Raw genomic sequence first — 15160 nt, 5'->3', positions numbered from 1 at the left:
CCATCGTTCATGGAGAGCAGCCTTGCACAGACGTGACTTCCTGGCCCTGACCGGGCTTACCGCGGGCGGCCTGATCGTGCCGTCCTTCTTCGGCAAAGTGATCGCCGCCGAGCAGCTGCAGTCCAGCCTTGACCCCGCGCTGAAGAAGCGCCTGGCCGACGCTGCCCTGCAGGCCGCCCGCAGTGCCGGCGCCACCTACTGCGACGTGCGCATCGGCCGCTATCTGCGGCAGTTCGTGATCACCCGCGAAGACAAGGTGCAGAACGTGGTGAACACCGAGTCCACCGGTGTGGGCATCCGCGTGATCGTCAACGGTGCCTGGGGCTTCGCCGCCACCAACGCATTGGGTACTGCCGACGTGGCCAGGGCCGCCCAGCAGGCTGCGGCCATCGCCAAGGCCAACGCAGGCGTGCAGAGCGCGCCGGTGCAGCTGGCCAGCACGCCCGGCGTGGGCGAGGTCAGCTGGCGCACGCCGATCCGCAAGAATGCGATGGAGGTGCCGATCAAGGAGAAGGTCGACCTGCTGCTGGACGTCAATGCCGCAGCGATCGGCGCCGGTGCCAGCTTCGTCAATTCGATGCTGTTCCTGGTCAATGAACAGAAGTACTTCGCGTCCACCGATGGCTCCTACATCGACCAGGACGTGCACCGCATCTGGGCACCGATGACCGTCACCGCCATCGACAAGACCAGTGGCAAGTTCCGCACCCGCGAAGGCCTGTCTGCGCCGATGGGCCTGGGCTACGAGTATCTGGACGGCGCCGCCGCCGGCAAGGTCGTCAGCCCCAACGGCGTGGTCAACTACAGCTCCTCCTACGACATGAAGGAGGACGCCATCGCGGCCGCCAAGCAGGCGCAGGAGAAACTGAAGGCGCCGTCGGTGAAGCCGGGCAAGTACGACCTGGTACTGGACCCGTCGCACACCTGGCTGACCATCCACGAGTCGATCGGCCATCCGCTGGAGCTGGACCGCGTGCTCGGCTACGAGGCCAACTACGCCGGCACCAGCTTCGCCACCCTGGACAAGCGCGAGCAGCGCTTCCAGTACGGCAGCGAGCTGGTGAACGTGTTCGCCGACAAGACCCAGCCGGGCAGCCTCGGCGCGGTCGCGTACGACGATGAAGGCGTGAAGTGCAAGCGCTGGGACCTGATCAGCAACGGCAAGCTGGTCGACTACCAGACCATCCGCGACCAGGCCCACATCCTCGGCAAGACCGAGTCAGATGGCTGCTGCTATGCCGACTCGTGGTCCAGCGTGCAGTTCCAGCGCATGGCCAATGTGTCGATGGCACCGGGAAAGACGCCGCTGAGCGTGCCGGACCTGATCAAGGACGTGGAGAACGGCATCTACATCATCGGCGACGGCTCGTTCTCGATCGACCAGCAGCGCTACAACGCCCAGTTCGGCGGCCAGCTGTTCTACGAGATCAAGAACGGCCAGATCACCCGCATGCTGGAGGACGTGGCCTACCAGATCCGCACGCCGGAGTTCTGGAACGCCTGCACCGCCGTGGCCGACGAACGCGATTACCGCCTGGGCGGCTCGTTCTTCGACGGCAAGGGCCAGCCGGGCCAGGTCTCGGCGGTTTCGCACGGCTCGTCGACCGCACGCTTCAACGGCATCAATGTCATCAACACCGCACGCAGCCTCGGCTGACCGGTCAGGAGCCCTTACACCATGAGTATCTTCACCGAAGCCCAGGCCAAGGCCATCCTCGACAAGGTCATCGCCCTGTCCAAGGCCGATGAATGCACCGCCGTGCTGGCGGGATCGATCGCCGGCAACATCCGTTTCGCCCTGAACAACGTTTCCACCAGCGGCATCGTGGACAACACCGAACTGGCCGTTACCGTGGCCTTCGGCAAGCGCGTGGGCACCGCCTCGATCAACGAGTTCGACGACGCCGCACTGGAACGCGTGGTGCGCCGCGCCGAGGATCTGGCCCGCCTGGCACCGGAGAACCCGGAGTTCATGCCCGCCATCGGCAAGCAGACCTACCGGCCGAGCCCGACCTTCAGCGAGTCCACCGCCGCCATCGATCCGGCATTCCGCGCCAAGGTGGCCGCCGATTCGATCGCGCCCTGCCGTGGCAACGGACTGATTGCCGCCGGCTTCCTTGAAGATGGCCAGGGCTTCTACGCCACTGCCAACAGCAACGGCAACTTCGGTTACCAGCGCACCACCAACTTCGACTACACCTGCACCGTGCGTACCGAGGACGGCCGCGGATCGGGCTGGGTCGGCCGCAACCTGAAGGACGCGGCGGACTTCAAGGCCGACCAGGATGTCCGCATCGCCATGCGCAAGGCCACCGAGTCGGCCGAAGCCAAGGCGCTGGAGCCGGGCAAGTACACGGTCATCCTGGAGCCGGCCGCGGCCGCAGGCCTGATCAGCTTCATGATGAATTTCTTCAGTGCGCGCTCGGCCGACGAAGGCCGCAGCTTTCTGTCGAAGAAGGGCGGCGGCAACAAGCTCGGTGAGCAGGTCTACGACCCACGCGTGAACATGTATGCCGATCCGTGGCACCCGGAAGCGCCGGTGCTGCCGTGGGACAACGAGGGCATGCCGCGCGAGCGCCTGGCCATCATCGAGAACGGCAAGGTGGCCAACCTGGACTACTCGCGCTTCTGGGCGCAGAAGCAGGGCAAGACCGCCAAGGCCACGCCGGGCAACCTGCTGATGAGCGGTGGCGAGAAGAGCACCGCCGAGCTGGTGCGTGGCACCCAGAAGGGCATCCTGGTCACCCGCACCTGGTACATCCGCATGGTCGATCCGCAGACCGTGCTGCTGACCGGCCTGACCCGTGACGGCACCTTCTACATCGAGAACGGCCAGATCAAGCACCCGGTGAAGAACTTCCGCTTCAACGAATCGCCGGTGATCATGCTCAACAACATCGAAGAGCTGGGCAAGCCGGTGCGCGTGGCAGGCGACGAGTCGAGCTTCGTGATGATGATCCCGCCGATGAAGCTGCGCGATTTCACCTTCACCTCGTTGTCCGACGCCGTCTGATGGATCGCCGGGCCTGCCTGCGCTGGTTGGCTGCTGCCGCTTCGGCGGCCGCGCTTCCGGCCTGGGCACAGGCAGGCCCGCGCAGTTCGCGCTACGACTTCTGGTTCACCCGCCTGCAGTACGACTCGGGCGACTGGGACGTGGACGCGCGCATGCCGTCCAACCTGATCACTTCGCTGATCGACTACACCTCGCTGCGCGTGGACCCGCAGGAACACGTGGTGGCACTGGCCGACCCACGCATGCTGCAAGCCCCCTTCTGCTACCTGGCCGGGCACACGCTGGTGGAATTCAACGCGGCCGAGCGGCAGAACTTCGTGCGCTACGTGCGCAACGGAGGCTTCGTCTTCGTCGATGACTGCAACCATGACATCGATGGCCTGTTCGCAACCTCCTTCGAGGCGCAGATGGGCCGCCTGTTCGGGCCCAGGGCGCTGCAGAAGCTGCCCAACAGCCACGCGCTGTACCGCAGCTTCTTCCGCTTCCCCGATGGACCACCGGCCACCAGCTTCGAGTTGAACGGCTGGGGCGACGATCTGGTGCACGACTATCTGAAGGGCATCGAGGTCGATGGCCGCCTGGGCGTGCTGTACAGCAACAAGGATTATGGCTGCGAGTGGGATTACGACTGGCGCAACAAGCGCTTCCTGGCCGAGGACAACACGCGCTTCGGCGTCAACATCGTGATGTACGCATTGAACAATTGAGTGAGAGCCCCCCATGACCCGCCCTGATCTCGATTCCCTGCTGCCGCGCCTGCACGATCTGCGCGCCGCCCTGGCCCGTGCCGTGGTCGGCCAGCACACGGTGGTCGAGCAGCTGCTGATCGGACTGCTGGCCGGCGGCCACTGCCTGCTGGAAGGCGCGCCCGGCCTGGGCAAGACCCTGCTGGTGCGTTCGCTGGGGCAGGCGCTGGAGCTGCAGTTCCGACGCGTGCAGTTCACGCCGGACCTGATGCCCAGCGACATTCTGGGTACCGAGCTGCTGGAGGAAGACCACGGCACCGGCCATCGTCATTTCCGCTTCCAGCAGGGGCCGGTCTTCACCAATCTGCTGCTGGCGGATGAGCTCAACCGCACGCCGCCCAAGACCCAGGCCGCGCTGCTGGAAGCCATGCAGGAACGCACCGTCAGCTATGCCGGCACCACCTATGCGCTGCCCGCGCCGTTCTTCGTGCTGGCCACGCAGAATCCGATCGAACAGGCCGGTACCTATCCGCTGCCGGAGGCCCAGCTGGACCGCTTCCTGCTGCACGTCCTGGTCGATTACCCCAGCGAGGCCGAGGAGCGCCAGATCCTGGAACAGACCACCGGCGGTGCCGGCGAGGCGGTACCGAAGGTGATGGACGCCGCTGCGGTCATCGCCCTGCAGGCGGCAGTGCGCCAGGTGCACGTCAGCCCCGATGTGCTGGCCTGGATCACGCGGCTGGTGCGTGCCAGCCGACCCGGGCCGGAAGCGCCCGCGGCGATCAACCAGTGGGTGAAGTGGGGTGCGGGACCACGCGCCGGGCAATCGCTGGTGCTCGCGGCCAAGGCGCGCGCGTTGCTGCAGGGCCGCTTCGCCGCCACCCGCGAGGACGTGCAGGCCCTGGCTGCACCGGTGATGCGCCACCGCCTGCTGCTGTCGTTCGCCGCCGAAGCCGAACAGAAGCGCGCCGACGACGTGGTCGCCGCTCTGCTGCACGCCGTGCCGTTCCCCGGGTGATCCACGCGTGAGTGCTGGCACGCTGGTCCTGCCTCCCGAACTGCGAGCGCGCCTGCGCGCGCTGCGGTTGCGGCCACGTCTGGCCAGCGGCGCGAGCGGCATCGGCCAGCACGCGAGCCGCAGTCGTGGCGCCGGCCTGGAATTCGCCCAGTACCGCGCCTACGAACCCGGCGATGAACTGCGCCAGATCGACTGGAAACTGTACGCGCGCTCGGACCGCTTCTTCGTGCGCGAGTCGGAGCGCGAAAGTCCGATCACGGTATGGCTGCTGCTCGATGCCACCGCATCGGCCGGCCAGTCCGACCGTGGCGCGCCGGCACGCAGCCGCCTGGATCACATGCGCATGCTGGCCGCCTGTGTCTGCGAGCTGGCACTGCAGCAGGGCGATCATTTCGGCCTGCTGACCGTCACCGGCGACGGCCTGCAGCTGGTACCCGCAGCGCAGGGCGCACGCCAGCGCGACCGCGTGCACCTGCAACTGCATGCCCTGCAGCCACGAGGCGGCTGGCCCGCCCGTGACACGCTGCGCCCGCTGTGGGAGCGCGTTCGCCCGGGCGACCTGCTGCTGGCCATCGGCGATGGTTTTGATGACGCCGGCATCGTGCTGCTGGAGCAGCTGGCCAGTGCACGCCGCGAGGTACTGCTGCTGCAGGTGCTGACCGCCGACGAGCGCGACTTCCCATTCGATGCCGGCCATCGGTTCCGCGACCCTGAAACCGGCGAGGAACTGCTCGGCGATGGCGCGGCGATCCGCGCCGACTACCTGCAGCGTTTCACCGCTGCACACACGGCACTGCACCTGCGGCTGCAGGCCAGTGGAATCGCCAGTGCCACCGGCTGGCTCGATCAACCGGTGGACCAGCCGCTGCAGGCGCTGTTCGGCCGCGGGGGCGGCGCGTGAGCCTGCTGTTTCCGCTCGGGCTGGCCGCACTGGCGGCGTGGCTGCTGCCGCTGCTGATCCATCTCGCGCGTCGCCATCCCTACACGCCGCTGGACTTCGCCGCGCTGCGCTGGCTGCGTGCACGGATCCGCCCGCGCCAGCGCGTCCGCTTCGATGACTGGCCGCTGCTGCTGGTGCGGTTGCTGCTGCTTGCCGCGCTGGCCGTGCTGCTGGCGCGGCCGGCATTGACCGGACCGGCGCCGGCTACCGGCGCATGGACGGTCGTCGCACCCGGTCTGGATGCGACCGCGCTGCATGCCGGCGCTCCTGCCGACGACGACAACTGGCGCTGGCTTGCGCCCGGATTCCCCACCATCGACCAGCCACCACCGGCCACGGATGTGGCCCTGCCCAGCCTGCTGCGCGAACTGGATGCGCAGCTGCCGGCCGGCACCGCGCTGACCGTGCACGTGCCCGATCCGCTGCCCGGCCTCGACGGCATGCGCCTGCAGCTCTCGCGGGCGGTGCAATGGCAGACACATCCCCGTGCGACCGCCGCAACGGCCGCGGCCGCCCCGCTGCCGCAACTGCGCATGCACGCTGATGCCCCGGCCGCAGCACAGCGCTGGCTGGCTGCGCTGCAGCGCGCATGGGGCACCCGATCACCCGCGCCCGCCTTGCCTGCGGATGCGTTGCCCGCTTCGGATGAAGTCGGTGTCTGGAGCCGCGCCGATGCGCTGCCCGCTCACTGGCAGGCATGGCTGCAGGACGGTGGCAGCGTGCTGACCGCCGCCCGGCCGGCAGCGGATGCACGCCCGCTGCTGCGCGACGCCGAAGGCGCGACGCTGCTGTGGCAGCAGCGCGTTGGCCACGGCCGCCTGCTGTTCCTGCCCGGCGAATGGAACGCCGCAGGCAATGCCGCGCTGCGCGATGCCCGCCTGCCGCACACCCTGCTGCAGGCGTTGCAACCCGCGCCACCGCCGCGCTCAGGCGATGCGCAGGATCACGCACCGCGCCAGGTCGCCCTGCCGGCTGCCACGCCTGCCGTGCGTGAGCCCACCGCCTGGCTGCTGCTGGCCATCGTGCTGTTGTTCGCACTGGAGCGCTGGATGGCCAGCAACGCGCGGCGGAGGCTGCCCGCATGACGATGCTGCAACGCGCCTGGCAGCGCGCACGGCGCCGCAGCGGCGCCATCACTCTGCTGCTGGGACTGCCGTGGGCGCTGGCCACGACCACACTTGCACTGCGCCTGGGCGGTTTCGATATCGCCTGCATCGTTGCTACCGCCACTCTGCTCGCCTGCACAGTGCTGGCCACGGTCCGTGCCCGCCGCCTGGACCGCCACTGGGTGCAGCGCCGGCTTGACGGCAGCGGGGCCAGCGAAGACAGCGCCGACCTGCTGTTCGCCGATCCTGCCGCACTCAATCCGCTGCAGCAGCGCCAGCGCGACCATGTGCAGGCCGCGCTCGAACGCGCCATGCCGGAACTGCGTCCGCGCTGGCCGCGCGGCGCGTTGCTGCTGTGCTGGGTCGGAGGGATCGCCGTCGCACTGCTTGCGTTGGGCTGGCCACGGTCCGGTCCGTCCATGCCGGGCGTGTCCTCGTCGCGCCCCGCTGCCCCGGCAGTTGTGGGCCCGTTGCAGCTGCAGTCCACCCGCCTGCGTATCGAGGCTCCGGCCTATACGGGTCAACCTCCCCGTAACCAGAACGCACTCGATGCCAAGGTCGCCGCCGACAGCCGCCTGTCCTGGTCGCTGCGCTTTGATCGTGCGCCCCGCAGCGCATGGCTGCAGTTCCACGATGGCCGGCGCGTGCCGCTGAGCGAGCGCGACGGCCACTGGCAGGCGCAGGATGTGGCCCGTGCACCGGTGCTGTACCGCGTGGTCAGCGAACCGGCACTGGCCACGACACGCCTGTACCGCCTGGACGTGGTGGCGGACCGTGCCCCGACCGTACGCGTGCTGGAGCCCGCTGCCAGCCTGGTACTGGGCACGCCCGGGCAGCGCCAGTGGGCACTGCGCTTCGAGGCCAGCGACGATCACGGTGTGGCCACGCAGGCCCGCCTTTCGATCACCCTCACCCAGGGCAGCGGCGAGAACATCACCTTCGTCCAGCGCAGCGTGACGCTCACCGGCAGTGGCGAAGCAACGGCGCGACGGTTCGCTCACACGCTGGATCTGGGCGCACTGGGAGCGCAGCCCGGCAACGATGTGATCGCCCAGCTGGAGGTGCGCGACAACCATGCCCCGATACCCCAGACCGGCCGCAGCAGCAGCGTGATCCTGCGCCTGCCCAGCAGCGAGGCGGTGCTGGGCGCCGAGCTGGAAGGCCGCATCAAGAAGACCCTGCCGGCCTACTTCCGCAGCCAACGGCAGATCATCCTCGATGCGGAGGCGCTGATCCGCCAGCGGCGCAGCCTGGCCGCCGATGACTTCGTCAAGCGCAGCGACGCCATCGGCGTCGACCAGCGCATCCTGCGCCTGCGCTACGGCCAGTTCCTTGGCGAAGAGAGCGAAGGCGCACCGAAGCCGCCGCCAACCAGCGACCTGCCGACCAGTGACGCCCCCACCGCAGACGACCACGGCGACGATCACGACCATGATCACGACCACGCGGCGCAGCCGCAGACCGGCGACCACGACGCGCATGGCCACGACCACGGCGGCAACGCAGGCAACGCCGATACGCCACCGGTGTTCGGCAGCGCCACGGACGTGCTGACCGAGTATGGCCACACGCACGACCACGCCGAGGCGGCGACCCTGCTCGATCCGCAGACCCGCGCGACGTTGAAGGCGGCACTCGACCAGATGTGGGCCTCCGAAGGCGAGCTGCGCCAGGGGCGCCCGGAGCAGGCACTGCCCTACGCCTACAAGGCACTGGGATTCATCAAGCAGGTCCAGCAGGCCGAACGCATCTACCTGGCCCGCGTTGGCCCGGAACTTCCGCCCATCGATGAGGGCCGGCGCCTGGGCGGTGACCGCGCCGGGCTGGCCAGCCGACAGCTGCCACTGACGGCACGCACGGCACCGGACCCGGCCATCGTCGAGGCGTGGCAGCGACTGGGCGACGGCAACGGCACGCCGGATCTGGACGCGCTGGCGGGCTGGCAGCAGCGCAATGCGGCCTACCTGCCCGATGCGCTCGACCTGGCGGCCGCCATCGAACAGCTGCGCATCGAACCGGGCTGTGCCGACTGCCGGCAGCGCCTGCGGGCACAGCTGTGGAGGGCGCTGCAGCGCCCCGTGCCGCAGGCCACACGTCGCAGCGCGGCCGATGCGATGGGGCAGCGATACCTGGATGCACTGGAGGCGCAGCCATGAACCTGTCGGCACCGGCTCTGTGGATCGCGCTTGTCCTGCTGCTGATCGTACTCGTCGCCAGCGCGCGCCAGCTGCGCGCACCGGTGCGACCGCGTGGCCCGCTGTTGGCCGTGCTCGGCCTGCAGGTCATCGCCGCTGCACTGCTGTACGCATGCCTGCTGCCGCCCGCACGGCAGCAGCCCGCTGCGGGCCTGGTGGTGCTGGGTGCCGATGCCGGAAGGGCCAGCGCGCAGCCGGCAAGCGAGGGATCGCTCCTCCTGTTGCCCGAAGCCGCCCAGGTGCCGGGCGCGACGCGTGTGCCGGACCTGGCGACGGCGCTGCGCCAGCATCCCTCGACGCGGCTGACCCTGGTCGGCGCCGGCCTGGAGGCACGCGACCGCGACGCCACGCTGCCCGCGCAGGTCCATTGGCAGGCACCGCCCGCCCCTCGCGGCTGGACCGCGCTGCAGCTGCCCGCGGATGTCGCCCCTGGCGCGCGCTTCGACGTGCAGGCGCAGGCCCGCGGCGTCCCCCGCGCACAGGCTGAGCTGCTGGACCCGGCTGACACGGTCATCGACCGCGCCCCGCTGACCGAGGACGGACGGGTACGACTGAGTGGCGTGGCCCGTGCCGAAGGCCGCAGCGTGTTCCGCCTGCGCCTGCTGGATGGCGAAGGCCATGTCGTCGATACCGTTCCGGTACCCCAGCAGACCCTGCCGGCCACGCGGGTCCGCCTGCAGATCCGCGCCGGCACGCCGGGACCCGAACTGAAATACCTGCGACGCTGGGCCACCGATGCCGGCATCGACGTGCAGATGCAGGCCGACACCGGCGCCGGCCTCAGCATCAGCGAAGGTCAGGTCGGTCTGGACGCGGCATCGTTGGCGCGCACCGACCTGCTGCTGCTGGACGAGCGCAGCCTGGCCACGCTGGGGAGTGGCCAGCTCGCAGCGGTGCGCCAGGCCATGCACGAGGGCCTGGGTGTGCTGGTCCGCAGTGCCGGCGTGCCATCGGCCGGAGCGCGGCAACGCCTGCGCGAGCTCGGCCTGCCCGTGCAGGGCGATGGCGCCAGCCGCAGCGTCACGCTGCCCGGCGATGGTGACAGCGCGATGCTGGCAGCCCGACGCGGTCCGCTGGCGTCCGGCTCGCTGCCTACCCGCGATGGCGAAGAGGCTGATCGTGATTCGCATGCCGCCGCGCTGCCCACCTTGGAACAGCTTGCGCTGCAGGTGCCTGCCACCACCGGACTGCTGCACGACCGCAGCGGCGCTGCCATCGGAGGCTGGCGCGATGCCGGCAAGGGTCGCATCGGCCTGCTGCCGCTGACCGACACGTGGCGCTGGGTGCTGGCCGGCCGCAACGATCGCCATGGCGAGCTGTGGAGCGACGTGGTCGGCACCCTGGCGCGCGCGCAGGGCGGCAGCACCGCGCCGTGGTCGCCGCAGCCGATTGCGTGGGCCGGGGAACGACAGGCCCTGTGCGATGTGCAGGCGCCGTTGCAGGTGTTCGATGCACGGGGCGCGTCGGTGGCGCTGATCGTGGACGGCGGCACCGGCAGCGCACGCTGTGCCGGCTGGTGGCCACGCGAGGCCGGTTGGCACCGGCTGCAGCAGGGCGAACACTCCTACTGGCGCTATGTGTTCGACAGGACGGATGCAGCGGCGCTGCACCGGCAGGGAATGATCGATGCGACGGCACAGGCCCTGGCCACCTCCGCACCGGTCAAGGCACAGGCGACACAGCCCGTGCCGGGATCACGCTGGCCATGGTGGCTGGCCTTCGTGCTGTGTGCGTCGCTGCTGTGGTGGCTGGAACGGCGGCCGCCCGGCGTTGCCCGTACGGCATAGCTTCCCCCATCCTTCGTTCACTTCAGCGGCGGTGCACCACCGCAACCCTCCTGCTGCGCACAGAACTGCAGCGCGCGCCGCTGCTGTTCCGCGCTCAGTTCCGGCGGTGGCCGGGCGATGGCGGACTGGATCTGATCCGGCCCCCCGGTGATCTTGTTCAAGCCCTTGCCCGCCGCCAGCAGGCCCTTGACCACGCCCATCATCACGTAGCCGCCGGCCATGCTCACCTGCTCGGGCGTCGGCGGTTCACTCCAGTTGCGGCTGAAGCGGTTGTTCTCGATCTTCACCGGGTTCCTGAAGCGGTACAGATCCAGTGGCTGATCGTCTTCAGGCTTCAGCGCGCGCACTTCGCCGAGGGTGGTGACGTTGCCCTGCACGGGCGTGCCTTCGGGGGTCACGACAGGCTCCGGCGGTGCGGCGACGGTCTGCCCGGGTTCGGGCACCACCGATACGGGTGATGGCGCCTGCTGCGCCTGCGCGGTACCGGCCAGCACCAGGCCGGCCAGAAGTGCTCCCTGCGTTGCTCGTCGTGCCACCCCTACCGCCCCTGTTGGTTGCATCCTTCGCCTGAGGATACGGATGGCGGCTTCAGATTTCGTTGGAACGGCGCGCGCTGTTCAGCCCGCGCTGAAGTGGACTGCACGTCCGCGCCCGCGAGGTGCACCTGTCAATTGTTCGAGGCGGGCCAGCCCGTTGTTCCGGCGCACGCGGCAGGCGTTTCACTGGATTCGACGTCCGGCTGCCGCCCGCGCACTGAACGGTTCACTCCGTCCCGCTGCGGGGTCTCACATCCTGAGACCCATCTGTGGTGCCATGTGCCCCCCTGGAATCCGTGCACCCATGGCCTACGAACTCGCCAAGCGCACCGCCGACGCGGAGCAGCAACTCGCGACCCGCGACGGTCTGCCCGCCCGCGACGGTGCCCTGCTCAGCGCGCGCCTGCAGCGCCGCTACCACGACCGCATCACCGGCAGCTTTGCCATCCCCGGCCGCGAGGGCCGATATGCGCCCATTCCGGAATCGGTACCGCCGGCCCTTGCCGCCGCATTGAAGGCACGTGGCATCGAACAGCTGTACAGCCACCAGGCCGAGGCCTGGGAGGCCAGCCAGCGCGGCGAGCATGTGGCCATCGTCACCCCGACCGCCAGCGGCAAGTCGCTGTGCTACACCCTGCCGGTGGTCAGCGCGGCCATGCAGGACAACGCCAAGGCGCTGTACCTGTTCCCCACCAAGGCGCTGGCGCAGGACCAGGTGGCCGAACTGCTGGAGCTCAACCGCGCCGGCGATCTCGGGGTGAAGGCGTTCACCTTCGATGGCGACACGCCCGGGGACGCACGGCAGGCGATCCGCCTGCATGGCGACATCGTGGTATCCAATCCCGACATGCTGCACCAGGCGATCCTGCCGCATCACACCAAGTGGGCGCAGTTCTTCGAGAACCTGCGCTACATCGTCATCGACGAAGTGCATACCTACCGCGGCGTGTTCGGCAGCCATGTCACCAACGTACTGCGCCGGCTCAAGCGCATCTGTGCGTTCTATGGCGTGCAACCCCAGTTCATCCTGTGCTCGGCCACCATCGGCAATCCGCAGGCACATGCCGAGGCCCTGATCGAAGCACCGGTCACCGCCATCACCGAGTCCGGTGCGCCCAGCGGACCGAAGCAGGTGCTGTTGTGGAACCCGCCGGTCATCAACCCGGACCTGGGCCTGCGTGCATCGGCGCGTTCGCAGAGCAACCGCATCGCCCGCATCGCGATCAAGTCCGGCCTCAAGACCCTGGTGTTCGCGCAGACGCGGCTGATGGTCGAAGTGCTGACCAAGTACCTGAAGGACATCTTCGACCACGATCCGCGCAAGCCACCGCGCATCCGCGCCTATCGCGGCGGTTACCTGCCCACCGAGCGTCGCGAGACCGAACGCGCCATGCGCGCGGGCAGCATCGATGGCATCGTCAGCACCTCGGCGCTGGAACTGGGCGTGGATATCGGCAGTCTGGACGTGGTGATCCTCAACGGCTATCCGGGCAGCGTGGCCGCCACCTGGCAGCGTTTCGGCCGCGCTGGACGCCGCCAGCAGCCCGCGCTGGGCGTGATGGTGGCCAGTTCGCAGCCACTGGACCAGTACGTGGTACGCCATCCGGACTTCTTCGCCGAAGCCTCGCCCGAACATGCGCGCATCGCCCCGGACCAGCCACTGATCCTGTTCGACCACATCCGCTGCGCGGCATTCGAGCTGCCGTTCCGGGTCGGCGATGGCTTCGGCCCGATCGATCCGGAGGTATTCCTGGAAGCCCTGGCCGAGACCGACGTGGTCCATCGCGAAGGCGAGCGCTGGGAGTGGATCGCCGACAGCTATCCGGCCAACGCGGTGAGCCTGCGCGCGGTGGCCGACGGCAACTTCGTGGTGGTCGACCGCAGCGACGGCCGCCAGCAGATCATCGCCGAGGTCGATTACTCCGCCGCCGCGCTGACCCTGTACGAGGGCGCCATCCACATGGTGCAGTCCACGCCGTACCAGGTGGAGACGCTGGACTGGGAGGGGCGCAAGGCCTACGTCACCCGCACCCACGTGGACTACTACACCGACAGCATCGACTTCACCAAGCTCAAGGTGCTGGATCGTTTCGACGGCGGCGTGGCCGGTCGCGGCGATTCGCACCACGGCGAAGTGCACGTGGTGCGCCGCGTGGCCGGCTACAAGAAGATCCGGTACTACACCCACGAGAACATCGGCTACGGCCCGGTCAACCTGCCCGACCAGGAACTGCACACCACCGCAGTGTGGTGGCAGCTGCCGCAGGCGCTGCTGCTGCGTGCGTTCGCCAGCCGGCAGGACGCGCTGGATGGCTTCCTGGGTGCCGCCTACGCGCTGCACATCGTCGCTACGGTGGCGGTGATGGCCGACGCACGCGATCTGCAGAAGTCGGTCGGCAATGGCGACGGTGCATGGTTCGCGGTCGCCGACCAGAGCGGCCGCGGCCAGCTGCGCGGCAGCGATGGCGATCCGGGCGCGGTCGAGCTGCTGCAGGTGTTCGTGCCGACCGTGTACCTGTACGACAACTTCCCGGGCGGCGTCGGCCTGAGCGAACCCCTGTGGCAGCGCCAGGCGGAGCTGGTGCAGCGCGCGCGCGAACTCGTGCAGCGCTGCGACTGCACGGCGGGCTGTCCGGCCTGCGTCGGCCCGGTACTGGCGGCGCAGGAGGAGGACGAGACCTCGCCGCGCGCACTGGCATTGCGCGTGCTGGACCTGTTCGATGCCGACGCCTGCCAGCACGTGCCCGATGCGGTGCCCGCCACCCGTGGCGCCGTGGAGCTGCTGGCACCGTGAGCCTGAGCCTGGACAAGCTGCGTCTGCTGCGGAAGCAGGCGGGCGACCCGAAGGCCGGGCCGCCGGCTGTCACGGCGGCGGCGCCCGCAGCGGTCGTCCCGGCAGCGGCTAATGATGCGCGGCAGCCACCGGCCGAACGCTCGGTATTCGCCTGGGTTGAACAGGAGATCCGCCACAAGCCGACCGGCCCGGCCGTCATGACACCCGCCCCCACCACGCCACCGTTGCGGCAGCCCCACGTCGGCAGCCTGCATCGCCTGCTGGGATTGCGCACACGCGGCAGCGCAGCGCCCGTGCACGCGACCGCACAGGACCGGCGGCTGCCCGGCGAGGAGATCGCGCCAGGCCTGTTCCTGATCGAATCCCTGCAGCCGCAGCCGGTTCCGAAGGTTCCCCTGTCGCTGGCGTTCGCCCGGCGCGAGAACGAGCACGTGGCCGCGCACGACCTGCTGTTCTTCGATACCGAGACCACCGGGCTGGCCGGCGGCACCGGTACCCGCGCCTTCATGATCGGTGCTGCCGACTGGTACACCTGCCCGCAGCGCGGCGAAGGCCTGCGCATCCGCCAGTTGCTGATATCGACGATGGCCGCCGAAGAGGCGATGCTGGCCACCTTCGCCGGCTGGCTGCAGCCCTCCACGGTGTTCTGCAGCTACAACGGCCGCAGCTACGATGCGCCCCTGCTGAAGGCGCGCTACCGGCTGGCGCGCCAACGCGACCCGATCAGTGCCCTGGATCATGTCGACCTGCTGTATCCGACCCGCCGCCGCTATCGCGGCACCTGGGAGAACTGCAGGCTGTCCACCATCGAGCGCCAGCTGCTGCGCGTGATCCGCGAAGACGATCTGCCGGGATCGGAGGCACCGGGCGCGTGGCTGCGGTTCCTGCGCGGCGGCGACGCGGTGAACCTGCGCCGGGTGGCCGATCACAATCACCAGGACGTGGTGACCCTGGCCCTGCTGCTGCAGCGGCTGGTCCGCGAGGAAGCACAGGAGCGCGAACTGCTCGCCCTGCAGGCGCCGCCCGGCATGGCCTGAGCCGGGTCCTGCGCGTTCGCGGACGGTGTCACTTTATGACTGAATGCG

The 15160-nt window shown here is 69.3% G+C and carries 11 protein-coding genes; 10 read left to right on the top strand and 1 reads right to left on the bottom strand.

Annotation, left to right across the window (positions count from 1 at the left end; translation table 11 throughout):
• The first annotated feature begins 22 nt into the window (after positions 1–22).
• From ACVOMM_RS07945 to ACVOMM_RS07910, 8 genes are read left to right on the top strand one after another with little or no spacing between them, the layout of a single operon-like run.
• Complete coding sequence (locus ACVOMM_RS07945) at positions 23–1657, top strand: TldD/PmbA family protein (protein ID WP_074902370.1); 1635 nt, start codon at positions 23–25, stop codon at positions 1655–1657.
• Positions 1658–1678: 21 nt separating this feature from the next.
• Positions 1679–3013, top strand: coding sequence for a TldD/PmbA family protein (locus ACVOMM_RS07940; protein WP_053515946.1), 1335 nt, complete (start codon positions 1679–1681; stop codon positions 3011–3013).
• Complete coding sequence (locus ACVOMM_RS07935) at positions 3013–3720, top strand: DUF4159 domain-containing protein (protein WP_481526103.1); 708 nt, start codon at positions 3013–3015, stop codon at positions 3718–3720. Before ACVOMM_RS07940 ends, ACVOMM_RS07935 begins: the two co-directional genes overlap by 1 nt.
• Before the next feature lie 13 nt (positions 3721–3733).
• Positions 3734–4717, top strand: a complete 984-nt coding sequence (locus tag ACVOMM_RS07930; protein ID WP_053515950.1) for an AAA family ATPase — start codon at positions 3734–3736, stop codon at positions 4715–4717.
• A gap of 7 nt (positions 4718–4724) precedes the next feature.
• On the top strand, positions 4725–5618 hold the full coding sequence (locus ACVOMM_RS07925; protein WP_065174124.1) for a DUF58 domain-containing protein: 894 nt from the start codon (positions 4725–4727) through the stop codon (positions 5616–5618).
• Positions 5615–6742 (top strand): BatA domain-containing protein, encoded by a 1128-nt coding sequence (locus tag ACVOMM_RS07920; protein ID WP_481526102.1) that lies wholly within the window; start codon positions 5615–5617, stop codon positions 6740–6742. The genes ACVOMM_RS07925 and ACVOMM_RS07920 overlap by 4 nt, the downstream gene beginning before the upstream one ends.
• Positions 6739–8919 carry a hypothetical protein gene (locus ACVOMM_RS07915; RefSeq protein WP_481526101.1) on the top strand — a complete coding sequence of 727 codons (2181 nt, stop codon included), beginning with the start codon at positions 6739–6741 and terminating at the stop codon, positions 8917–8919. The genes ACVOMM_RS07920 and ACVOMM_RS07915 overlap by 4 nt, the downstream gene beginning before the upstream one ends.
• Positions 8916–10745: a hypothetical protein gene (locus ACVOMM_RS07910; RefSeq protein WP_481526100.1), complete on the top strand. Its 1830-nt coding sequence runs from the start codon at positions 8916–8918 to the stop codon at positions 10743–10745. The genes ACVOMM_RS07915 and ACVOMM_RS07910 overlap by 4 nt, the downstream gene beginning before the upstream one ends.
• Before the next feature lie 17 nt (positions 10746–10762).
• Here ACVOMM_RS07910 and ACVOMM_RS07905 read toward each other — a convergent pair whose 3' ends face one another.
• Positions 10763–11242: a hypothetical protein gene (locus tag ACVOMM_RS07905; RefSeq protein WP_476343037.1), complete on the bottom strand. Its 480-nt coding sequence runs from the start codon at positions 11240–11242 to the stop codon at positions 10763–10765.
• A gap of 343 nt (positions 11243–11585) precedes the next feature.
• On the opposite strand from ACVOMM_RS07905, the gene ACVOMM_RS07900 reads away from it, so the two are divergent.
• Together ACVOMM_RS07900 and ACVOMM_RS07895 are read left to right on the top strand one after the other, a co-directional pair.
• Positions 11586–14075, top strand: coding sequence for a DEAD/DEAH box helicase (locus ACVOMM_RS07900; RefSeq protein ID WP_065182089.1), 2490 nt, complete (start codon positions 11586–11588; stop codon positions 14073–14075).
• On the top strand, positions 14072–15112 hold the full coding sequence (locus ACVOMM_RS07895; protein ID WP_065182090.1) for a ribonuclease H-like domain-containing protein: 1041 nt from the start codon (positions 14072–14074) through the stop codon (positions 15110–15112). Before ACVOMM_RS07900 ends, ACVOMM_RS07895 begins: the two co-directional genes overlap by 4 nt.
• Positions 15113–15160: the final 48 nt, after the last annotated feature.

The sequence above is a fragment of the Stenotrophomonas sp. STEN009 genome (assembly GCF_056760395.1).
This window is presented reverse-complemented; position numbering and strand designations above follow the sequence as displayed.